Raw genomic sequence first — 20955 nt, 5'->3', positions numbered from 1 at the left:
TCAGCGTCCGCCAGAGTGGTCGGCGTCGTGGGCCGCCTCGTCGGCGCCCTCCGTCCGCCCGACGGGGTTTTCGCGGTCGTGGCTGCCGTCGAGACCGATGCCGCGCAGGCTCAGCAGGACGAACAGGGCCATCGCCGTGCAGATCGCGATGTCGGCGACGTTGTAAATCGCCGGGAGCAGCCACGGCGTGAAGAGGAAGTCGACAACGTGTCCGAGCCCGAAGGAGGGCTCCCGGAACAGCCGGTCGAAGAGGTTGCCGAGCGTACCACCGAGCAGCAGCCCGAAGAAGACGGCCCACGCCAGCGATCGGATGCGGCGAGAGAACCAGACGACAGCGACGACGACGCAGGCGGCGATGATCGAGAAGATCCACGTCGATCCGCTCGCCAGAGAGAAGGCCGCACCCGGATTCTTTATGTAGTGCAGGATCAGCACGTCGCCGAGGACGTGGACGTCCTCACCGAGCGTCAGGTTCGTCGTGACCAGGAACTTCGCGGTCTGGTCAATCGCGAAGACCGCGAGCGCAACGAGGCCGAGGGTGACGAGCACCCTCGGCCTGACGTCCGCTGCGGCGGAACTACGCCCCAAAACCCGACAGCGAGGCCTCCGCCGGCTGAGAGTCGAGGTCGCGGAGCTGACCCTCGATGTAGCTCTTGAGCTTCTGGCGGTACTCGCGCTCGAAGGTGCGCAGCTCGTCGATCCGGTGTTCGACGCCCGCCCGCTCCTCCTCGAGCTTCGCGATCTGCTGGCGCTGCTTGGCCTCGGCCTCGGCGACCAGACGCGCGGCCGTCGCACGGCCCTCGGCGACCAGGGCGTCGCGCTTCTCGGCACCCTCACGTACGTGCTCCTCGTGCAGGCGGCGAGCCAACTGGAGCAACCCGCTGGAGCTCTCGGCCTCATCGACCGGGCTCGACTGCTGCGCGCCGACCGGAGCAGTGACCGACGCGGGAGCCGGGGTGGGCTCGGGCTCGAGCTGCGGCTCGGGCGCCTCGTCGACGACCGGGGCGGGAGCCGGAGTGCTCTCGCGCGGGGCGTCGGAGACGCGCGCATCCGACGGGCGGCTGTCGCCGGAGGAGAGGCGCTGACGCAGTTCCTCGTTCTCCTGGTTCAGGCGGCGGAGTTCCACGACGACCTCGTCGAGGAAGTCGTCGACCTCGTCCTGGTCGTATCCCTCGCGGAACTTGGTCGGCTGGAACCGCTTATTGACAACGTCTTCGGGAGTGAGCGCCATGGCTTTCCACCTTCGATTTCAAGTAGGTACACGTTTAACAACGCGCGACTAAAGCTAGCAACTTCAGGCGCACGGCGCAGTGTTGACACCGCGGGGAACGTCCGGACGTGCCAACGATACGACATGCCGACGAGAGGACAGACCAACGATACGGGACGTTCAGGCGCGCTGGAGCCACGTCGCGATGTACATGCCCACGATGACGCAGAGCATGGTCAGACTCCAGCCGAAGTCGAGGGCGACCGGGCCGATCGAGACCGGCTTGATCACCCGGCGGAAGAAGCGAATTGGCGGGTCCGTGACCGTGTAGACGCCTTCCGCGGCGACGAGGCCGGCACCGCGGGGGCGCCAATCGCGACGAATGACGCGGACGAGGTCGAGCACGAATCGCGCCCACATCGCGAAGAAGTAGAGCAGAAGCACGAAGTAGAGGACGCTCCCGAGGAGCGAGATGACGGAGTTCACCGGGGGCCAGGGCTCCCCAGGATCAGGACTTCGCGAAGAACGACGCGTCGGCGTCGCTCTCGGCGGAGGCTGAGTCACCGGCGACGGTGATGTGCGACGGGGACAGCAGGAAGACCTTGCTCGTCACCCGCTCGATCCGCCCGTAGAGGCCCTGCGAGAGTCCGCTCGCGAAGTCGATGAGGCGGCGGGCGTCCGCATCGCTCATCTGGGACAGGTTGATGATCACGGGGATGCCGTCGCGGAAGTTCTCCGCGATGACCTGGGCGTCACGGTACTGCTTCGGGTGGACGGTGAGGATCTCGTTCATCTCGGCGTGTGCCGTCGCCTTCGGGGTCGGGGGGGTGGGCTTACGGAGCGGGGTGACCGTCGCGCGCGGCTGCTGCATCGGCTCGACGGGCGAGACGGGCTGGACCGGGGAGACCGGTGCGCGGTGGGCCGTCGCCGGCGCCGCCTCGACGGGCTCTGCGCGCTCGTACTCGACCTCTTCATCGGCGAGTCCGAGGTAGACCATCGTCTTCTTGAGCGGGTTGGCCATGATGTCCTCCGTGTCGTGTGTGCTCCCACAGGTGGGTCATCATGAGGTTAGGCGCGAGCGGGGCGTTCTCCGGTGATTGCCGTCCCGATTCGCAGGTGTGTCGCACCCTCGGCGATAGCCTCGGTAAAATCGTGTGACATCCCCGCCGAGATCGCTGTCGCAGCTGGGTCTATCGAGAGCAGCCGCTCCGAGATCGCGCGCAGCCGGGCGAAGGCGGGACGCGGCTCCTCTCCCAGCGGAGCGACCGCCATCACTCCGCGCAGCGTCAGCCCGGAAGCCTCCGCGAGGGCCTCGGCGAGCGGCTCGATCTCGGCCGGGGCCGCTCCCCCGCGCTCCGGGTCCTCGGTGAGGTTGACCTGGAGGAAGACATCGAGCGGTTCCTCGCCCGCGTCCAGCAGCGGGACGAGTGCGAGCCGGTCGACGGAGTGGACCGCGCTCGCGTAGCGGCGGACCTGCCGGGCTTTCTTACTCTGCAACTGGCCGATGTAGTGCCAGCGCGCAGATGTGTCCGCGAGTTCGACCGACTTCTCTTGCGCCTCCTGATGCCTGTTCTCGCCGAAGTCGACGACACCCAGCTCGAGGAGGTCGCGCAGCAGCGACACCGGATGGAACTTGGTGACGACCACGGTCGTGACGGAGGCGGCCTCGCGACCGGCCGAGCGGGTCGCGTCGGCGACCCGCTCGGAGACCTCGGCCCAGCGCGCGGCCAGCTCCGGATCGGCCACGGCTACTTGAGGAAGTCGGGGATGTCCAGGTCGCTGTCGTCCTCGTCGAAGGACGGGTCGGCGACAGGGGCCGGAGCGGCGACGGGGGTGCTCGACCAGATCGAGCCGGTAGCGGCCGGCTCGGCGGGAGCCGTCACCGGAATCGGCTCGGCGGCCGCCTCGGACGCGGAGCTCTGCTGCTGGCGCGGCTGAGCGATTGCGGCCGGGGCGGTTCCGCCCGGCTCGCCGCCGTCGAAGCCCGCGGCGATGACGGTCACGCGCACCTCGTCGCCGAGCGTGTCATCAATCACCGCGCCGAAGATGATGTTCGCCTCGGCGTGCACCGCCTCCTGCACGAGGCGGGCCGCATCGTTGATCTCGAAGATGCCGAGGTTCGAGCCGCCCTGGATCGAGAGCAGCACGCCGTGCGCGCCGTCGATACTGGCCTCCAGCAACGGAGAGGCGACGGCCAGCTCGGCCGCCTTGATCGCCCGATCGGCGCCGCGCGAGGAGCCGATACCCATCAGGGCCGAACCGGCGCCCTGCATGACCGACTTCACGTCGGCGAAGTCAAGGTTGATGAGGCCAGGGGTCGTGATGAGGTCGGTGATGCCCTGGACACCGGCGAGGAGCACCTGATCGGCCGTCGCGAAGGCCTCGAGCATCGAGATGCCGCGGTCGCTGATCTCGAGCAGACGGTCGTTCGGGACGACGATGAGGGTGTCGACCTCGTTCTTCAGAGTCGCGACGCCGGCCTCGGCCTGCGTCTGGCGGCGGCGGCCCTCAAACCCGAAGGGCTTGGTCACGACGCCGATGGTCAGCGCACCGATCGACTTCGCGATGCGCGCGACAACGGGCGCGCCTCCGGTGCCGGTGCCGCCGCCCTCGCCCGCGGTGACGAAGACCATGTCGGCTCCGGCGAGGACCTCCTCGATCTCCTCGGCGTGGTCCTCGGCGGCACGGCGGCCGACCTCGGGGTCGGCACCTGCGCCGAGACCGCGGGTCAGCTCGCGTCCGACGTCGAGCTTGACGTCGGCGTCGCTGAGCAGGAGCGCCTGGGCGTCCGTGTTGATCGCGATGAATTCGACACCGCGCAGGCCGAGCTCGATCATGCGATTGACGGCGTTGACGCCGCCGCCGCCGATGCCGACGACCTTAATCACGGCGAGGTAGTTCTGGTTTGAAGTCACGTCTCCGGCCTCCGGGCTGAACTCTAAACCTGTAGTTGAGGCTTAAAGTTATGCTGAGTATGCATTTGGGGTTCGGCTCTGACGGTAGGCGGAGTCCGGTCGCGCTCCCAGCAGACACGCCCGCAACTCTTGAAAGAACGCGCCGATCCGCGGGTCATCTCGGCCGGGGTGCAACGACGGCGGCCTCCGGCGAGGACACGTCGTAGCTGCCGACGGTGGCCGAATCGGTCGCGGCCATCAATTTCTCGAGCACGACGGCCTTCAGCGCAGACTCATCGGAGCCGCCCCACACCACGGACGCACCGTTCTGCAGGGTGAGCGCGACATCGTCGCCGGTCGTGGCGGTGGCGGCCGTGACCTGCGGCGCGAGCGAGGCGGGCAGGGCGTGCAGCACGCGCGCGGTGGCGCGGAAGCCGGCTCCGGATTCGTCGCCCGAGGCGGTGGTCAGGACCGGATAGCCCGGCTGCGGCGCGTCCGCCGACTCGATGACCACTCCGGCCGCATCGACCAACTCGAACCGGCCGCCCTTCGCAATCACGCCGAGCGGGCTGCGCTCGACGATCGAGACGACGAGGGTACTCGGCGGCCGGGTCTGTACCGAGTAGCTCTGGATGAGGGGGGAGGCCCCCAGCACCCGGCCGACCTCGTCCCGATCGACGAGGGTGAGCGGCACGCCGAGCTGGTCGCCGAGCGCGCTCTGCACAGCGGCAGCATCGACGCGCTGGGTGCCCACGATCTCGATCGTGCGCACCGCCATCAGCGGCGAGTACGCGGAGACACCGACGATCACCGCGAGGGCGACCAACGACCCGGCGACGACAAGGGCGATCAGGCGTCGCCGACGAGCGCGCCTGGTGAAGCGGCGGACCTCACCGCGCTCGTATCGTCTGCGCGCCCGCGCGGCCCGGGAGACGGCGCGGCGCTCAGCGCCCGGCAGCCGGAGGCCGGTGAGGGCACGGCGGACGCCGTCGCCGGCCCGGTCCAGGCGGCCGGGCGCGGGTGCATGGCTGCCGTCGGGCCGCTTCACAGCCGCTCCCCCGCGGTGGGCGTGCGGACTGCGGTCATCGAACGACCGGCGCGGCCTCGCTCGCACCGAGCGATTCGAGCACCTGCGGGATGATCCGGTAGACGTCGCCGCAGCCGAGCGTGATGACGAAGTCGCCCTCGCGCGCGATCTCGGCAGTGCGGCGGGCAGCCTCCGCCCAGTCCGGTACGAACGAGACGCGGGACGGGTCGGCGAACTTCTCGCTGACCAGCGCGCCGGTGACTCCGGGCTCCGGGTCCTCGCGCGCACCGTACACGTCGAGGACGACCGTCTCGTCGGCGTAGCGCTCCAGCGTCTCGGCGAACTCGCGGGCAAAGAGGCGGGTGCGGCTGTAGAGGTGCGGCTGATGCAGGGCGATGATGCGACCCTCGCCGACCACGGTGCGCGCGGCAGAGAGCGCGGCGGCCACCTCGGTGGGGTGGTGGGCGTAGTCGTCGTACACGCTGACACCGCGGACCGCTCCGTGCAGCTCGAAGCGACGCTCCGTTCCTCCAAAGGCCGACACGGCCTCGAGCGACGCCGCCGGGTCGAAACCCAGGCCCACCAGCACCGCGAAGGCACCGGCCGCATTGATCGCGTTGTGCCGCCCAGGGATGCGCAGGCGCGCGGAGTAGCGGCGACCCTGGTACTCGAGCGAGAAGCCGACCGGGCCCACCAGCTCGAGATCGACGACGCGGACATCCGCTCCCGCGTCCTCGCCGAAGGTCAGCACCCGGCGGTCGACGAGCCGCTCGGCGACGCGGACGGCACCCGGATCGTCGGAGGAGATGACGACCAGCTCGCTCGCGGAGGAGGCAAACGTGACGAACGCCTCTTCGAAGGCCTCGAGCGAGCCGTAGTGGTCGAGGTGGTCCGGGTCGACGTTCGTGATGAGCGCGACGGCGGAGTTGTAGAGGAGGAAGCTGCCGTCGGACTCGTCCGCCTCGACCACGAAGACCTCGCCCGCTCCGGCAGCGGAGGACGTGCCGAGGCTCTCGATGATCCCGCCGTTGACGAAGCTGGGGTCGGCGTCGACGCCGAGCAGGCCCGTCACGATCATCCCGGTCGACGTGGTCTTGCCGTGCGCACCAGCGACCGCGACCAGGCGCTTGCCGCGCACCAGCCAGGCGAGCGCCTGCGAGCGGTGCAGCACGGGCAGGCCGCGGTCTTTCGCGAGCAGGTACTCGGGGTTGTCCGGCCAGAGCGCGGAGGTGACCACGACCGCTTCGGCATCGCCCAGGTGCGCCGCGTCGTGCCCGATCGCGACGGGAATGCCGAGCTCACGCAGCTGCTCGATCGGGTGCGACTCGCGCACGTCCGAGCCGGTCACCCGGTGGCCGGCGTGCTGGAACAGGCGTGCGATCCCGCTCATCCCGGAGCCGCCGATGCCGATGAAGTGGACAGAGCCGATCTCGTCGGGGACGGTGATGCCGAGGTCGGGCTTGATCACGGTGCTCTCGCTTTCGGGTGGGACGGGGCGGACGGACGGGGGCCTTGCTCGGTGCGCCGGATCAGTGTAGGCGGTGGGCGGGAGTGCGCTCCCGAGCCGCGCTGAGCGAACTCATCGCGGCGCGGTAAGACTCGACTCGATCAGGTCCACGAGCCTCCCGGAGCCGTCGCGGACGCCGATGCGAGCGGCCCTGCGCGCCATCTCGTCGCGGCGCGCGGCGTCGCCCAGCAGCGGGACGAGCTCGCGCTCGACCCAGCCGGGGAGAAAAGCCGCGTCCTCGACGAGGACGGCTCCCCGAGCATCGACCACGCCGCGCGCGTTGAAGCGCTGCTCGCCATTGCCGACCGGGTACGGGACGTAGACCGCGGGCAGGCCCAGCGCGGTCAGCTCACTGACCGTCGCCGCGCCGGCACGGGAGACGGCGACGTCCGCGGCCGAGAGCGCGAGGTCCATCCGGTCGCAGTAGGAGAGGAGGTGGTAGCCGGCGAGACCCGGATCAGTGATTTCCGCGCGGCCGCCGGTGATGTGCAGGATCTGGAAGCCGGTGGCGAGCAGGGCGGGGGCAGCGGCATACACGGTCGCGTTGATTCGTCGGGCGCCGAGGGAGCCGCCGGTGACCAGGAGGGTCGGCCGCGTTGGATCCAGACCCAGCGCGGCCATCGCCTCGTCACGACGGGCGGCGCGGTCCAGCTGCGCGATCTCGCGGCGCAACGGCATCCCGACCAGCTGCGCGTGCGGCAGCGAGGTGCCCTCGAAGGCGACCCCGACGGAGCGCGTCGCGCGGGCGCCGAGGCGGTTGGCCAGCCCGGGGCGTGCGTTCGCCTCGTGCACAGTGAAGGGGACGCCGGCGCGACGGGCGGCGAGGTAAGCGGGAGCTGCGGCATACCCACCGAAACCGACGACCGCGTCGATCCGCCGTTCCCGGATCGTCCGGACGATCCCGGCGACGGTGGCGCGGAAGGCGCCCGGAAAGCGCAGCGCCGCTGCGTTCGGCCGCCGCGGGAACGGCAGGCGCGGGATCACCGAAAGCTCGTAGCCGCGCAGCGGGACCAGGCGCGCCTCCAGTCCCTCGGCGGTGCCCAGCACCACCACCTCGTCATTCGGGTTCCGCGAGCGGATCTCGTCGGCGGTCGCGAGCAGCGGATTCACATGGCCGGCTGTGCCGCCGCCGGCGAGCAGGTAGCGCGTCATTCCGCCGCCGCCTTTGTGCGGCGCAGGACTCCGGCGCCGGGCAGCGGCGCGGTCTGCGTGCGAGCGAAGGAGAGGACGACGCCGATGGCGAGGAGCGAGCTGAGCAGGGCGGTGCCTCCGGAAGAGATCAGCGGCAGAGGGACCCCCAGCACGGGGAGCACCCCGAGCACCACGCCGATGTTGACGAAGGCCTGGCCGATCAGCCAGACCATGATCGCGCCAGTGCTAATGCGAACGAACGGGTCGGTGGAGGCGTGAATGACGCGGAAGAACGCAACCGCAAGCACGACGAACAGGGCCAGAACGACGATCGCGCCGATCAGACCGAGTTCTTCGCCGATGATCGCGAAGATGTAGTCGTTGTCGGCGGCGGGCAGCCACGACCACTTGGCTTTGGAGTTGCCCAGGCCCACGCCGAAGATCCCGCCGGAGGCCATCGCCCAGGTGCCGTGTACGGGCTGCCAGCACGAGTTCTGGTACTCCTCGACATTCGAGCAGTCGCCGAGGAAGGACATGATCCGGGTAACCCGGTTGGCGCTCGACACGGCGAACAGCACCGCTCCGATCGCCCCCACCACAACGATCGGCACGAGCACCCGCATCTGCACATTCGCGTAGAAGAGGGCGGCGAGGACAATGCCCGCCATGATGACGACCGTCCCGAGGTCGCCGCCGACCAGGACCAGGCCGATCGCGAAGCCTCCGACGATGAGGACCGGGACGAGCGCGTCCTTCCAGTCCTTCGCCGAGCGGTAGCGGCGCGCGAGCAGAAGGCCCAGCCAGAGCGCGAGGGCGAGCTTAATGATCTCGGACGGCTGCACGCTGAACGCGCCGAGCCGGATCCAGTTGCGGTTGCCGCCGACGGATTCGCCGAGCGGCGTGAACAGCACGAGACCCTGCAGGATGCAGCCGGTAACGAGCAGGGCAGGCGTGATCCGCTTCCAGACGGCAATGGGCAGTCGCGAGACCACCAGCATCATCGGGATGCCCAGCAGGGCGAAGCCGCCCTGGCGCAGGAACCCGCCGAACGAGTCATCGCTCGACACGTAGGAGGTGACCGACGAGGAGGAGAGCACCATCGTCAGCCCGAACAGCACCAGGAAGAGCGTGGTGCCGAAGAGCAGGTAGAAGTTCGGTGAGTGGGAGGCGAACACCTTCGAGAGGACGATTCGCGCGGAGCGGGCTCCGCCCCGGTCCTTCCCACGCGACTCAGCGCGCGATCGGCCCGCGAGGCGGCTCGTCGTCGGAGCGGTCATCGGTTCCCCCTCCCAGGTGTGTCGCCACGGCGACCGCGAAGGAGCGGCCCCGAGCCGCATAGTCGCGGAACTGGTCCATCGAGGCTGCGGCGGGTGCGAGCAGGACGACATCGCCCGAGCGGGCGAGCGCCGCGGCGGCCTCGACGGCCGCCTGCATCACGGCACCAGTGTCGTCCGGGACGACCTCGCGCACCGGGAGGGTGGGCGCGTGTCGCCCGAACGCGCCGAGCAATGCCGAGCGATCGGCACCGATCACCACGGCACCCCGCAGCCGATCGACGTGCGCGGCGACCAGGGCGTCCACGTCGACGCCCTTGAGCAGCCCACCGACGACCCAGACGACCGAGGGGTAGGCGCGGAGCGAGGCGTCGGCGGCGTGCGGATTCGTGGCCTTGGAGTCGTTCACCCAGGTCACTCCCGAACCCTGGGCGACCACCTGAATGCGGTGCTCGTCGAGCTCGAAGCTCGCCAGCGCCCGGCGGATCGCAGTGACCTCGATCCCGCAGGCCCGCGCGAGCGCGGCCGCCGCCAGCACGTTCTGCACGATGTGCGGAGCGGCGAGGTGGCGCTCGGCGAGCTCGTCGATGGTGGCGATCTCGAGCGCGCTGGTGCGCCGGTCCTCGAGGAAGGCGCGGTCGCAGAGGATGCCGTCGACGATGCCGAAGTCGCTGAGCCCGGGCACGCCCAGGCCGAAGCCGATCGCGCGGGCGCCCTCGATCACGTCGGCGTCGAGCACCATCTGCTCGGTCGCCGCATCCGCCCGGTTGTAGACGCAGGCGACGCGGGTACCGGCGTAGACCTTGCCCTTGGCGGCGCGATACGCCTCGAAGCAACCGTGCCAGTCCAGATGGTCCTCGGCGATGTTGAGGCAGGTACTCGCGATCGGCTCGATCGCGCCCAGGTAGTGCAGCTGGTAGCTCGAGAGCTCGACGACGAGGACGTCGAAGCCCTGCGGATCGCGAACGGCGTCGAGCACGGGGACGCCAATGTTGCCGCACGGTGCGGCGCGGAGCCCGCCGGCCACGAGCATCGTTGCGGTGAGCTGGACCGTCGTGGTCTTGCCGTTGGTCCCGGTGACGACCACCCAGTCCGCCGGAGTGCCGTCGGCTCTGACGATCTTGTCGCGCACCCGCCAGGCCAGTTCGACGTCGCCCCAGACGATGATCCCGGACTCCCGCGCCCACTCCAGGATCGGGTGCGTCGGCCGGAAGCCGGGCGAGACCACGACCAGCTCCGGCGCGAACGAGCGCAGCTCCTGGGGGACCGAGTCGAGGCTGTCCGCCCGGTGCAGGCGCGCGCCGATCACCTCGAGCAAGCGCTCGCGCTCCTCGTCGGCGCGGTCGGCGAGCACCAGCACCTCGGAGCCGAGTTCGGTCAGCGTGTCGGCGACTGAGAACCCGGTGACGCCCAGGCCCAGCACAGCGACCCGCAGGCCCCGCCAGTTCGAGTGCCAGCTGCGGAGGGAGTCGGGACGGGCGGAATCGGTCATGCCAGCGAGAGCCATTCCAGGTAGAAGAGCCCGACACCGGCGGCGACGAAGATGCCGGCGATGATCCAGAAGCGGACCACGACGGTGATCTCGGCCCAGCCCTTGAGCTCGAAGTGGTGGTGGAGCGGGCTCATCAGGAAGATGCGCTTGCCCCGGGTCACCTTGAAGTAGATCCGCTGGAGGATGACCGAACCGGTCACGATGACGAACAGGCCGCCGATGAGGATGACGAGCAGCTCGGTGCGGGTGAGGATCGCGAGGGCCGCGAGCGCGCCGCCCAGGCCGAGGGATCCGGTGTCGCCCATGAAGATTTGCGCAGGCGAGGTGTTCCACCAGAGAAAGCCCACCAGGGCCCCGGAGACCGCGGCCGCGATGATCGCCAGATCGAACGGATCGCTCACCTGGTAGCACTTGTCGACGACTTCGGAAGTGACGTGCTGGTCGAAGCACCACTGGTTCGACTGCCAGAAGCCGATGATGACGTAGGAGCCGATCGCGAGGATCGAGGACCCGGTCGCGAGCCCGTCGAGGCCGTCGGCGACGTTCACTCCGTTCGAGGTGCTGGTGACGATGATGCAGATCCACAGCACGAACAGCCCGATACCGATCCACCCGAGGGAGGCGAAGTCGAACGGCAGGTCGCGGATGAACGAGATCGAGGTGGACGCGGGCGTGAGCCCGTTGGAGTCGCGGACCATGATGGCGATCACGGCGAAGCCCGCCGCGACGATCACCTGACCGGCGATCTTCGCCCAGCCGCCCAGTCCGAGGCTGCGCTGATTGCGCGTTTTGAGGAAGTCGTCGACGAAGCCGACGAGCCCGAGTCCGACCATCATGAACAGCACGAGCAGGGCGGAGGGGGCGATCGCCCGGTTGCCGAACAGCATTCCGAGGAAGTAGCCGACCACGGTGCCGATGATGATGACGATGCCACCCATCGTCGCCGTGCCGTGCTTGACGTGGTGCGATTTCGGTCCGTCCTCGCGGATGAACTGGCCCCACTGCAGGCGGTGGAAGAGTCGGATGAACAGGGGCGTCATCAGGAGCGTGAACGCTCCGGAGAGCGCACCGGCCAGCAGGAGTGCCCTCATCGGTGACGCTCCCCGAGACGCTCGGCGAGAAAGCGCAGCCCCGCGGAGTTGGAGGACTTGACCAGCACCGTGTCGCCCGGACGCAGGTACTCCTCCAGGAACGCGAATGCCTCGTCCGGGGTCTCGGCGAAGACGGACTCGCCGCTCCAGGACCCCTCACGCTCGGCCGCGACGTGGATGCGCCGGGCGCCGCGACCCACCACCACGATCTGGGCGATGTTCAGGCGCACCGCCAGCAGGCCGACGCGGTCGTGCTCCTCGTCGGCCCACTCGCCGAGCTCGCTCATCTCGCCCAGGACCGCGACCGTGCGCCCCTGGGGCTTCGCGATCTGGGCGAGCGTGCGCAGGGCGGCGGCGGTGGAGTCGGGGCTGGCGTTGTAGGCGTCGTTGATGACGCGGACGTCCTCGCCGCCGAGGACCTCCATCCGGCCGCGCTCGGCGAGAGTGACGGTGGCGAGCGCGTCCACGATCGCGGGCAGTGCCACTCCGACGCAGAGCGCCGCGGCCGTCGCCGCAAGGGCGTTCATCACATGGTGCTCCCCGAGGACGCGCAGCAGCAGCTCGGCACGGGCGGCCTCCCGGCCCTCCCCCGCAGCAACCTCGATCGTGAAGCGGGTGCCGTCCTCGGTCGCCTCGATGTCGACGGCGCGGACGTCGGCGCTCTCACCGCGACCGAACCAGAGGACGCGAGCGGCAGTGCGGGACGCCATCGAGGCGACGCGGCCGTCGTCGGCGTTGAGCACGGCAATGTCGTCGGCGGTGAGGTCGGCGACCATCTCGGTCTTGGCCTCGAGCGTGCGCTCGATCCCGCCGAACCCGCCCGCGTGAGCGAGGCCCACCGCGAGGACGACGCCGACGTCCGGCTTCGCCATGTGGACGAGGCGGCGGATCTCGCCGATCGCGCTCGCCCCCATCTCGGCGACGAGGAAGCGCGTCGAGTCCGAGACCCGGAGCATCGTGATCGGCGCGCCGACCTCGTTGTTGAAGGAGCCGCGCGGCGCGACCGTCTCGCCGACGCGCTCGAGGATCGTGCGCAGGAGGTTCTTGGTCGTCGTCTTGCCGTTCGAGCCGGTGACGCCGATAACGGTGAGCCCGCCTTTCGCGTGGACACGTCGGATGACCTCGGTCGCGAGGGCGCCGAGCGCCTCGACCGAGTCGTCGACGAGGACCTGCGGCACGTTGAGGTCGAGCGGCCGCTCGACGATCAGCAGCGCAGCCCCGCGCTCGAGCGCGGCAGGCGCGAAGAGGTGGCCGTCGGTGTGCTCGCCGCGCTTGGCGACGAAGATTCCGCCGGGCGCGATCTCGCGGGAGTCGGTCTCGGTCGCTCCGTCCACGACGGTGGCGGCCGTAGCGGACGAGCCGGCCAGGTGGAGGCGGCCGGAGACGGCCGCGGCGATCTCGGTGAGGGTGAGGGCAATCATCTACAGCCAGCCCGCCTCGCGCAGCGCGTCACGGACGTCGTCTCTCGCCGAATACGGCATGTGCACTCCTGCGATCTCCTGGTGGTCCTCGTGGCCGGGCCCGGCGTAGAGGATCGAGTCCCCTTCGCGCGAGAGGGCGACCGCGGTGCGCACGGCCGCGCGCGGGTCGGCGATCTCGTGGATCTCCCGGTCGGGCGCGGCGGCCCGGGCGCCGCGGAGGAGCGCGGCGCGGATGGCGACCGGATCCTCCCAGCGCGGGTGGAAGTCGGTGACGATCACGACATCGGCCAGGCGCGCGGCGATGGCCCCCATCTCACTGCGCTTGGTGGTGTCGCGGTCGCCGTCGGCACCGAACACCATGAACAGGCGGCCGGGCGTGATGGTCCGCAGCGCCTCAAGCGCGTTCTGGAACGCATCCGGAGTGTGCCCGTAGTCGACGTAGACGCGCGGCCCGCGCACGCCCGAGATCAGCTCGGCGCGGCCGGGGATGTAGACGTCGAGCCGGCTGTCCTCCAGCGCGTGCGCGATGGCGTCTAGGTCGAAGCCCGACTCCACCAGCATGACGATCGCGAGGGCCGCGTTCGCCGCCATGTACCAGCCAATCAGCGAGACGGTGACGACGACGGAGCGGTTCTCGGGCCCGTCGAGGCGGAACGTGGTGCTGTCGGCAGTCGCCTCGACGACGGTCATCGCCCAGTCGGCGGGGGTGGTGGGGGCGACTCCGACGACCGGCGAGCTGGCAAGGGTTGCGACGGGGATGCGACTGCGCTCTGCGAGCTCGCGACCCCACGCGCTGTCCACGGTGACGACACCGCGTCGCGCCCGCTCCGGCTCGAACAGGTCGGCCTTGGCCTCGAAGTACTCGCGCATGTCGGAGTAGTCGTCGAGGTGGTCGTGGCTGAGGTTGGTGAAGCCGACAACGTCGAAGACGAGGCCGTCGATCCGATGCCGACTGAGCGCCTGCGCCGAGACCTCGATCGAGACCGCTCGGACAGCGGACTCGCGCATCCTGGCCAGCAGGCCGTGCAACTCGCTCGCCTCGGGAGTGGTCAGCGAGCTGACGACCGCGACGTCGCCGATGCGGCGCTCGGCCGTGGAGCTGAGCCCCGAGACGACGCCGAGCCGACGCAGCAGGGCGTCGAGGAGGTAAACGGCGCTCGTCTTGCCGTTCGTGCCCGTCACGGCAAAGAGCGTCGGTACGTCCTCGCGAGTGCGGTGGATCCACGCGGCAACATCGCCCAGCGCCGCGCGCGGATCGGGGGTCACCAGGACGGGCAGGCCGCTGTCGGCGGCGAGCTCCGCGCCTGCGGGATCGGTGAGTACGGCCACGGCGCCGGACGCGGCGGCCGCCGACGCGAAGGCCGCGCCATGTGCATGCCGTCCCGCGACACCGACATAGAGATCACCGGATTCGACCTGATTCGAGTCGAGAGTGACCCCGCTCACTTCGACTCCCTCCGCGCCGCGGACAGGCCCGAGCGAGAACTCGGTGACGAGCTGGGAGAGGCTGCGGGGCACGGGGTGTTCGGGGCGGAGGGAGGACTGCGGGCGAGGGTCGTGCACTGCCCGCTCTTTCTCTCGTTCTGCTGCGTAAATCGCGGTCCCGGCGGGGCTCACCACGTCGTCGGGTACTCGACGGGAGGAACTGTGGACGGTTCCACCCGGTTGGTCTTGAGCACCTGCGTCATGACCTGCTGGAATACCGGAGCCGTCGCTTGGGACGTATTCATCTTAACCGGATTGGCGATGGTGACCGTCACGACGTACTCCGGGTCCTCCGCCGGAGCGAGTCCGGCGAGCGAGACGGTGTAGCTCTTGGAGTAGCCGCCCTTGCCGTCCGGCTGCTGAGCGGTGCCGGTCTTGGTGGCGATGTTGTAGCCGTCGATGTGGATGTCCTTCGCCAGCCAGCCCTCGTTGTAATGGGTCTGCAGCATGTCCACGACCTGCTTGGCCGCCGAACTCGAGACCACCTGGGTCCCCGTCGCGTCGGGCACGTCCACCACGGAGCCCTCGGCCGTGGTGCAACCGCCGATCAACTGCGACGGGAGCCGGACTCCGCCGTTGCCGAGCGTCTGGTAGATGCTCGCGACCTGCACGGCGGTCGCGGAGACGCCCTGGCCGAACATCGTGGTGTAGTTCGTCTGGTTGTCCCAGTCCTGGTAATCGGCGAGCAGGCCACCCTCCTCGCCGGGGAAGCCGCTGGTGGTGGGTGCACCCAGGCCGAACTTCTGCAGGTAGTCGTACCGCGTCTGGGCCGACAGGCGGGAGCCGAGCATGGAGATGCCGACGTTGGAGGAGTCCTTGAGGATGCCCGTCAGCGTGTAGTTCGTCGGCGTGTGCGAGAAGTCATCGCTGAACGACGCGCCGTCCTTCTCGAAGGCATCCGGGACGACGACGTGCGTCGTCGGGCCCGCCTGGTCCTGGTCGATGAGCATCGCGGCCGTCATCGGCTTGAACGTGGAGCCCGGCTCGAACGGCGCTCGGAAGGCGCGCGAGCTGCGGTCGGCCGAGGCGCTCGCCTCGACGTTGTTCGGGTCGACGGTCGGGGTCTCGGCGACGGTGAGCAGCTTGCCGGTCTTCACCTCCTGCACCACGACGATTCCGTAACTCCCGCCGACCTCGGCGACCCGCTGCGAGAGGACCTGCTGTGAGTAGTACTGGAGATCCGAATCGATGGTGAGTGTCAGCGTCCCGCCGTCCACGGCCGGGGTCTCCGAGACGGTGCTGCCGGGAATCCGGACGTAGTCGGCACTGCGCTCGTAGCTCTCGGAGCCGTTCTGCCCGGCAAGGCAGGTGTTCTCGGCGTACTCCATGCCCTCCTGGGCGGCTCCGTCCGCTCCGACATAGCCGACGAGGTTGCCGGCCACCGCGCCATTGGGGTAGTTGCGGCCCTGCTGCGTCTCGAAGTAGGTCCACGGGATGTCGAGCGCGACGAGCTTCTGGTACGCCTCCAGATCGAGCCCCTCGGCGAGGACCAGATAGTTGGCCTTCGCGTCCTTCGCGAGTGCCGCGTCGACCGCTCCGGTGATCTGCTCGATGGGCTGGCCGATGACGGCGCCGATCTCAGAGGCGGCCTGCTGGACGCTGACCATGACCTTCTGGTCGCCCCCCAGCTCGCGCGGGAACTCGGCGACGTTCTTCGGCGAGGTTGTCAGTCGGTAGCGCGTCGTGGTGTCGGCGAGCACTGTTCCTGAGCGGTCCACGATCGGACCGCGCTGACCGTAGGTGACGACGCTGTTCGACTGATTTTGGGCCGCCGCCTCGGTGAGCTCGTTGGCCCGCACGACTTGGATGTCCACCAGCTTGCCGATAAAGAGTCCGACGACGGCGACGATGATGACGAACGTGACGGCCGTGCGGCGTCTGCTCGAGCGGGGGTGTCTCACTGCGGCGGTGTCCTTCTGTGCGTCAGGGCGGGTCTGCGTCAGGGCGGGTCTGCGTCAGCGCGGGTCTGCGTCAGCGCGGGCAGCGTCAGTGGGTGATGGGGGCGGGCAGCTCGCCCTGCAACGGTACGGCCGCGCCGTCGACAGCCGGGGAGGACGCGCTCACGCCCGGCTGACGAGCCGGGACGAGAGCGTTGGGCACCAGCGGCGTCGCGGCGGTCCCCGCGACCTCGCTCGAGGCGGCCGAGGACGGATCGCCCAACACGGCGCCGTCGGAGAGGCGAAGGTAGACGGGCGCGGTGTTCGCGACCATGCCCAGGCCCTGCGCCGCTGTGGCGAGGTTCTGCGGCGAACTCAGCGTGTCAACCGCGTCCTGCTTCTCGGCGTTGCTGCGAGTGAGCGACTTCTGCTCGGTCTGCAGCGCCGAGATCTGGTAGGCCCCCTGTGAGAGTCCGACGCTCACCAGGAGCTGCACCACGATGATCGCGAACAGACCGGCGACGGCGACGATCCCGTAGACGAGCTTGGGACGCGACTGCGTCCGGCTCGACGGGACGGCTTCGATCCGCGGGGTTCGCGTCCGCTCCTCGGGGCGTGCCCGACGAGCGGTGTCGATGACGACGGGGTCGATGACGGCGGTAGCGCTCATGCGGTGCTCCTGATCCTCTCGGCCGCGCGCAGACGCACGGGTGTCGCTCGGGGGTTCTTGGCCTTCTCGTCGTCGGAGGCGAGCTCGGCCCCGCGGATGACGAGTCGGAACTCGGGTCGGTGCTCCGGCAGCTCCATCGGGAGGCCGGCCGGCGCGGTGGAGGAGGACGCGGCCTGAAGCGCGCGCTTGACGATGCGGTCCTCGAGCGACTGGTACGCCTCGACGACGATCCGCCCGCCCACGACGATCCGACCCAGCGCCGAGGGGATCGCCCGCGCGAGGACGGACAACTCCTGATTGACCTCGATCCGCAGCGCCTGAAAGACGCGCTTGGCGGGGTGTCCGTTGCGCTGAATCGCGACCGGGGTCGCCGCCTGAATAATCTCGACGAGCCGGCCCGAGCGCTCCAGCGGAGCCAGACGGCGGGCCTCGACAATCTTCTTCGCGTAGCGAGCAGCAAGCCGCTCCTCGCCGTACTCGTGGAAGATGCGGCGCAGGGCGCTCTCGTCGTACTCGGCGAGGATGGTCGCCGCCGTGAGCGAGGCGGTCGAGTCCATCCGCATGTCCAGCGGCGCGTCCTTCGAGTAGGAGAAGCCGCGCTCGGTCTCGTCGAGCTGTAGCGAGGAGACGCCGAGGTCGAAGAGCGCGCCATCAATCGTGTCGATGCCCAGCTCATCGAGCACATCCGGCAGCTCGTCGTAGACGGCGTGCACGAGGTCGATCCGGGAGGCGTGCGCCGAAAGCCTCTCCCCCGCGAGTTCTAGGGCCTCGGGGTCGCGATCCAGGCCGACGAGGTGCAGCCCAGGGAAGCGCTCGAGCAGCGCGAGCGCATGCCCGCCCAGGCCGAGCGTCGCGTCCACGACGACCGCACCGTCGCGCTCCAGCGCCGGCGCCAGGAGTGTGACGCAGCGCTCGAGCAGCACAGGGAGGTGCCGCTGCTCGGTGGGGCGCGGATCGTTCTGGGGAGTGTTCTCTGTCATGGCGGTCCCGCCTGTCCCGATCCTGTCGTCCGATCCCCATCCACCTCGCGTCCGGACACCGGGGAAGGTGCGTCCGGGCGCCGAGTGGCTGGGAGTCGCGCGACAGGAGCTAGAACAGGCCGGGGATCACCTCCTCCTGGGTGTCGGAGAACACGGACTCCTGCTCGTGCAGGTAGCTCTCCCAGGCGCCCTGCGCCCAGATCTCTGCGCGGTTACCCGCTCCGATGACGGTGAGGTCGCGGTCGAGTCCGGCGTAGGCCCGCAGTGGAGCCGGCAGTGTCACGCGGTTTTGCTTGTCCGGTGTCTCGGCGCTCGCCCCCGAGAGGAACACCCGGAGGAAGTCGCGCGCCTGCTTGCTGGTCACCGGCGCCTGCCGGATCTTCTCGTGCATCACCTCGAACTCGGCCTGACTGAACACGTAGAGGCACCGCTCCTGGCCGCGGGTGACAACGACTCCGGAGGAGAGCTCGTCGCGGAACTTGGCGGGGAGGATCACGCGGCCCTTCTCATCGAGTTTGGGGGAATGGGTGCCGAGGAACACGGACTGCCCCCCACTTCTTCCGGCCACGGATGGTGTGTCCTCCACAGTACTCCACTTCCCCCCACTAACAACCCCGGCGCAGGCCGTGGCGCGCCGAAGAGACCCCGGTCATCCGCGTATTTCCAGGGATCCAAGCCGGTGGGGCGAAGTGGAGGAAAAATGCGGCCGAGGGGAGCGAAGAGGCACGAAAAAAGGGCCGATCCGTGAGGATCGACCCTGGGGTGGAGCGGAGGAGGGGAGGCTAGCCGCGCCCGTCGCCGCGGTTGTCCCACCTGTCGTTCAGACGGTCCATGAAGCCGGAGCTCTGACGGTTGCCCGTGCGGGGCTTGCTCTGCCGACCGACGTCGGGAAGCCCGGGCGCGGAGGAACCGCCGGCGGCCGGACGCATCGCGACGATCACGCCGCCGAGCATGAGGGCGAAGCCGAGGATGCCGACGAGGGGCTGACGGACGACCACGCCCGCCACGAGGACGGCGAGACCGAGGATGCCGAGCAGGATGCCGAGCACCAGGGCCCGGTAATTGGTGCCGCCACGCGCCTTGCCGACCGCCGCCACGAAGTCGGCGTCGTTGTGATAGAGGTTGCGCTCCATCTCGTCGAGGAGCCGTTGCTCGTGTTCCGAAAGCGGCATCATGACCCCTTCAGGGTGTGGCGTCGATAGGGCATTGCGTCGATCCTTCCGCGGAACGACACCGGAATAGCGGAGTCTGGGCTCGAGCGATCAGGCGGCGCTTCAGTGTAGACCGAGCCCGACGCAGGCACCAGACACCTTCGGTGCATAGGCTGGCCGGGTGAACCGCAGCTCTCGACTCACCGATCGCGTCCAGCTCCGAATCGATGAATTCCTCACCGGGCACACCCCAATTCTGCGCTCCATAGGAGAGGACGTTTCCGCCCTCGGCGACCTTTCGCGGGACTTTCTCAGCGGGGGCAAGCGGTTCCGCGCGCGCTTCTGCGAGGCGGGCTGGAACGCCGTCTCGAGCACCCCGAGCCAGGCGCACCCGAGCGGCTCCGATCCGATCGCTCGGGTCGGGGCGAGCCTGGAACTGTTCCATGCTGCGGCGCTCGTCCACGACGACGTGATCGACAACTCCGACACCCGACGTGGCGCCCCCGCGGCGCACCGGCGCTTCTCCTTCCTCCACGCCGACGGCAGCTGGAGCGGAGACCGCGACGAGTTCGGCCGATCCTCCGCGATCCTCCTCGGCGACCTGCTCCTGGTGTGGTCCGACGAGATCTTCGCCGACGCGGAGTGGTCGCTCGGCGACCGCGCCGCCGCGGCGCGCGCACGAGCCGAGTTCAATCTGATGCGCACCGAGGTGACCCTGGGGCAGTACCTGGACATCCTTGAGGAGAGCGCGTGGGTGGGTCACCCCGAGCACGAGCACCTTGAGCGGGCCCAGCGGGTGATCGTCTACAAGAGCGCCAAGTACAGCATCGAGGCGCCGCTCGCGATCGGTGGCTCACTGGCCGGCGGCGAGGACGCTCAGCTCGACGCGCTGCGCCGCTTCGGACTCCCGGTCGGGATCGCGTTCCAGCTGCGTGACGACGTGCTCGGCGTCTTCGGTGACCCGGCCGTGACGGGCAAACCCGCCGGCGACGACCTGCGCGAGGGCAAGCGCACCGTGCTCCTGGGGCTGGCCCGCCGCGCCTGCTCGCCGAGCCAGCGAGCCGAACTCGACGCCGTCGTCGGTCACAGCGACGCCGCCGCGGCCGCGATCGCGCGCGCGCAGGAGATCATCGCGGGTAGCGGCGCCCTTGAGCAGCTGGAGGATCGAATCGCCCACGAGGTCCAGTCCGCGGCGGCGGTCCTCCCCGACGCGCCGCTGCGTGCCGAGGGCATTGCCGAGCTGCACGAGCTGGCAGCGCAGGTCACGGTCCGCACCTCCTAGGAGCGGACCGGCGGCGTCAGGCCAGGGCCTGGGCCACCCGACGGACCTCGGCCTTGCGGCCGGCGCGGAGGGCGAGGATCGGGCTGGTGCCCAGGCTCTCCTCGACGGCCAGCAGCCAGTCGACGGCCTCGTCATCGGTGAAACCGGAGTCGGCGAGCAGGATCGCCGTGCCGCGGATCTCCGTCAGCGGCTCGCCCTCGCGGAGGAAGAGGGCAGGCACCTTCAGGACGCCGTCCCGGCGGGTGCCGAGGAGGTGGCGCTCCTCGAGGAGCCGGCGGACCCGGCCGGCGCCGAGCCCGGTCACCTCCACGAGGTCGGGAACGGTCAGCCAGTCGAGCTCGGAGTCGGTCGAGGTGGCGGGGGCAGCGGACGAGTCGGTCACTCGTCAAGACTGCCACGAGCTTGCGGGGCCGCCAACCGAGTCCTGCGCCAACCGAGTCCTGCGCCAACCGAGTCCTGCGCC

At 69.7% G+C, this 20955-nt stretch carries 21 protein-coding genes; 1 reads left to right on the top strand and 20 read right to left on the bottom strand.

What is annotated here, in order from left to right; all coding sequences use genetic code 11:
- The 19 genes from lspA to C1O28_RS04855 form a co-directional block, all read right to left on the bottom strand.
- The gene (gene lspA, locus C1O28_RS04945; RefSeq protein ID WP_097167010.1) at positions 1–549 is read right to left on the bottom strand and encodes a signal peptidase II; all 549 of its coding nucleotides are present in this window, start codon (positions 547–549) and stop codon (positions 1–3) included.
- Positions 550–577: 28 nt separating this feature from the next.
- Positions 578–1231 carry a DivIVA domain-containing protein gene (locus C1O28_RS04940; protein ID WP_097167009.1) on the bottom strand — a complete coding sequence of 218 codons (654 nt, stop codon included), beginning with the start codon at positions 1229–1231 and terminating at the stop codon, positions 578–580.
- A 159-nt stretch (positions 1232–1390) separates the two neighbouring features.
- A complete protein-coding gene (locus C1O28_RS04935) occupies positions 1391–1696 on the bottom strand; it encodes a YggT family protein (RefSeq protein WP_258058625.1) in 306 nt (101 codons plus the stop codon).
- A gap of 22 nt (positions 1697–1718) precedes the next feature.
- A complete protein-coding gene (locus tag C1O28_RS04930; RefSeq protein WP_097167008.1) occupies positions 1719–2231 on the bottom strand; it encodes a cell division protein SepF in 513 nt (170 codons plus the stop codon).
- Between the two features lie 47 nt (positions 2232–2278).
- Positions 2279–2956 (bottom strand): YggS family pyridoxal phosphate-dependent enzyme, encoded by a 678-nt coding sequence (locus C1O28_RS04925; RefSeq protein ID WP_097167007.1) that lies wholly within the window; start codon positions 2954–2956, stop codon positions 2279–2281.
- 2 nt (positions 2957–2958) lie between these two features.
- Positions 2959–4125 (bottom strand): cell division protein FtsZ, encoded by a 1167-nt coding sequence (gene ftsZ / locus C1O28_RS04920; RefSeq protein WP_097167006.1) that lies wholly within the window; start codon positions 4123–4125, stop codon positions 2959–2961.
- A gap of 154 nt (positions 4126–4279) precedes the next feature.
- On the bottom strand, positions 4280–5152 hold the full coding sequence (locus C1O28_RS04915; protein WP_097167005.1) for a cell division protein FtsQ/DivIB: 873 nt from the start codon (positions 5150–5152) through the stop codon (positions 4280–4282).
- Between the two features lie 34 nt (positions 5153–5186).
- Positions 5187–6599 carry a UDP-N-acetylmuramate--L-alanine ligase gene (gene murC, locus C1O28_RS04910; RefSeq protein WP_097167004.1) on the bottom strand — a complete coding sequence of 471 codons (1413 nt, stop codon included), beginning with the start codon at positions 6597–6599 and terminating at the stop codon, positions 5187–5189.
- A gap of 111 nt (positions 6600–6710) precedes the next feature.
- Positions 6711–7790, bottom strand: a complete 1080-nt coding sequence (locus tag C1O28_RS04905) for a UDP-N-acetylglucosamine--N-acetylmuramyl-(pentapeptide) pyrophosphoryl-undecaprenol N-acetylglucosamine transferase (protein ID WP_097167003.1) — start codon at positions 7788–7790, stop codon at positions 6711–6713.
- Positions 7787–9046: a putative lipid II flippase FtsW gene (ftsW, locus tag C1O28_RS04900; protein ID WP_097167002.1), complete on the bottom strand. Its 1260-nt coding sequence runs from the start codon at positions 9044–9046 to the stop codon at positions 7787–7789. Before ftsW ends, C1O28_RS04905 begins: the two co-directional genes overlap by 4 nt.
- The gene (murD, locus tag C1O28_RS04895) at positions 9000–10535 is read right to left on the bottom strand and encodes a UDP-N-acetylmuramoyl-L-alanine--D-glutamate ligase (protein WP_097167001.1); all 1536 of its coding nucleotides are present in this window, start codon (positions 10533–10535) and stop codon (positions 9000–9002) included. Before murD ends, ftsW begins: the two co-directional genes overlap by 47 nt.
- Positions 10532–11626: a phospho-N-acetylmuramoyl-pentapeptide-transferase gene (gene mraY / locus C1O28_RS04890; RefSeq protein ID WP_097167000.1), complete on the bottom strand. Its 1095-nt coding sequence runs from the start codon at positions 11624–11626 to the stop codon at positions 10532–10534. The genes murD and mraY overlap by 4 nt, the downstream gene beginning before the upstream one ends.
- On the bottom strand, positions 11623–13047 hold the full coding sequence (locus tag C1O28_RS04885) for a UDP-N-acetylmuramoyl-tripeptide--D-alanyl-D-alanine ligase (protein ID WP_097166999.1): 1425 nt from the start codon (positions 13045–13047) through the stop codon (positions 11623–11625). The genes mraY and C1O28_RS04885 overlap by 4 nt, the downstream gene beginning before the upstream one ends.
- Entirely contained in the window at positions 13048–14610 is a 1563-nt protein-coding gene (locus C1O28_RS04880) for a Mur ligase family protein (protein ID WP_097166998.1), read from the bottom strand.
- A gap of 50 nt (positions 14611–14660) precedes the next feature.
- Positions 14661–16433: a peptidoglycan D,D-transpeptidase FtsI family protein gene (locus C1O28_RS04875; RefSeq protein WP_243392078.1), complete on the bottom strand. Its 1773-nt coding sequence runs from the start codon at positions 16431–16433 to the stop codon at positions 14661–14663.
- An 85-nt stretch (positions 16434–16518) separates the two neighbouring features.
- Positions 16519–17079 carry a cell division protein FtsL gene (ftsL, locus tag C1O28_RS04870; protein WP_097166997.1) on the bottom strand — a complete coding sequence of 187 codons (561 nt, stop codon included), beginning with the start codon at positions 17077–17079 and terminating at the stop codon, positions 16519–16521.
- The gene (rsmH, locus tag C1O28_RS04865) at positions 17076–18059 is read right to left on the bottom strand and encodes a 16S rRNA (cytosine(1402)-N(4))-methyltransferase RsmH (protein ID WP_097166996.1); all 984 of its coding nucleotides are present in this window, start codon (positions 18057–18059) and stop codon (positions 17076–17078) included. Before rsmH ends, ftsL begins: the two co-directional genes overlap by 4 nt.
- Positions 18060–18168: 109 nt before the next feature.
- Entirely contained in the window at positions 18169–18600 is a 432-nt protein-coding gene (gene mraZ, locus C1O28_RS04860) for a division/cell wall cluster transcriptional repressor MraZ (RefSeq protein ID WP_097166995.1), read from the bottom strand.
- Between the two features lie 241 nt (positions 18601–18841).
- On the bottom strand, positions 18842–19234 hold the full coding sequence (locus C1O28_RS04855; protein WP_337189910.1) for a DUF3040 domain-containing protein: 393 nt from the start codon (positions 19232–19234) through the stop codon (positions 18842–18844).
- A 157-nt stretch (positions 19235–19391) separates the two neighbouring features.
- Between C1O28_RS04855 and C1O28_RS04850 the strand changes: the two genes are divergently transcribed.
- On the top strand, positions 19392–20492 hold the full coding sequence (locus tag C1O28_RS04850) for a polyprenyl synthetase family protein (protein WP_097166994.1): 1101 nt from the start codon (positions 19392–19394) through the stop codon (positions 20490–20492).
- Positions 20493–20508: 16 nt separating this feature from the next.
- On the opposite strand, the gene C1O28_RS04845 is transcribed toward C1O28_RS04850, so the two are convergent.
- Positions 20509–20874: an Rv2175c family DNA-binding protein gene (locus tag C1O28_RS04845; protein WP_097166993.1), complete on the bottom strand. Its 366-nt coding sequence runs from the start codon at positions 20872–20874 to the stop codon at positions 20509–20511.
- Between the last annotated feature and the right edge of the window lie 81 nt (positions 20875–20955).

It is taken from the genome of Rathayibacter rathayi (assembly GCF_004011095.1).
GTDB lineage: Bacteria > Actinomycetota > Actinomycetes > Actinomycetales > Microbacteriaceae > Rathayibacter > Rathayibacter rathayi.
This window is presented reverse-complemented; position numbering and strand designations above follow the sequence as displayed.

Bases quoted from the DNA above. Each gene is read 5' to 3' on its own strand.
- murD (WP_097167001.1), bottom strand. From the start codon at position 10,535: ATGACCGATTCCGCCCGTCCCGACTCCCTCCGCAGCTGGCACTCGAAC.
- C1O28_RS04940 (WP_097167009.1), bottom strand. From the start codon at position 1,231: ATGGCGCTCACTCCCGAAGACGTTGTCAATAAGCGGTTCCAGCCGACC.
- mraY (WP_097167000.1), bottom strand. From the start codon at position 11,626: ATGAGGGCACTCCTGCTGGCCGGTGCGCTCTCCGGAGCGTTCACGCTC.
- C1O28_RS04855 (WP_337189910.1), bottom strand. From the start codon at position 19,234: ATGATGCCGCTTTCGGAACACGAGCAACGGCTCCTCGACGAGATGGAG.
- rsmH (WP_097166996.1), bottom strand. From the start codon at position 18,059: ATGACAGAGAACACTCCCCAGAACGATCCGCGCCCCACCGAGCAGCGG.
- ftsW (WP_097167002.1), bottom strand. From the start codon at position 9,046: ATGACCGCTCCGACGACGAGCCGCCTCGCGGGCCGATCGCGCGCTGAG.
- C1O28_RS04905 (WP_097167003.1), bottom strand. From the start codon at position 7,790: ATGACGCGCTACCTGCTCGCCGGCGGCGGCACAGCCGGCCATGTGAAT.
- C1O28_RS04930 (WP_097167008.1), bottom strand. From the start codon at position 2,231: ATGGCCAACCCGCTCAAGAAGACGATGGTCTACCTCGGACTCGCCGAT.
- ftsL (WP_097166997.1), bottom strand. From the start codon at position 17,079: ATGAGCGCTACCGCCGTCATCGACCCCGTCGTCATCGACACCGCTCGT.
- C1O28_RS04885 (WP_097166999.1), bottom strand. From the start codon at position 13,047: ATGATTGCCCTCACCCTCACCGAGATCGCCGCGGCCGTCTCCGGCCGC.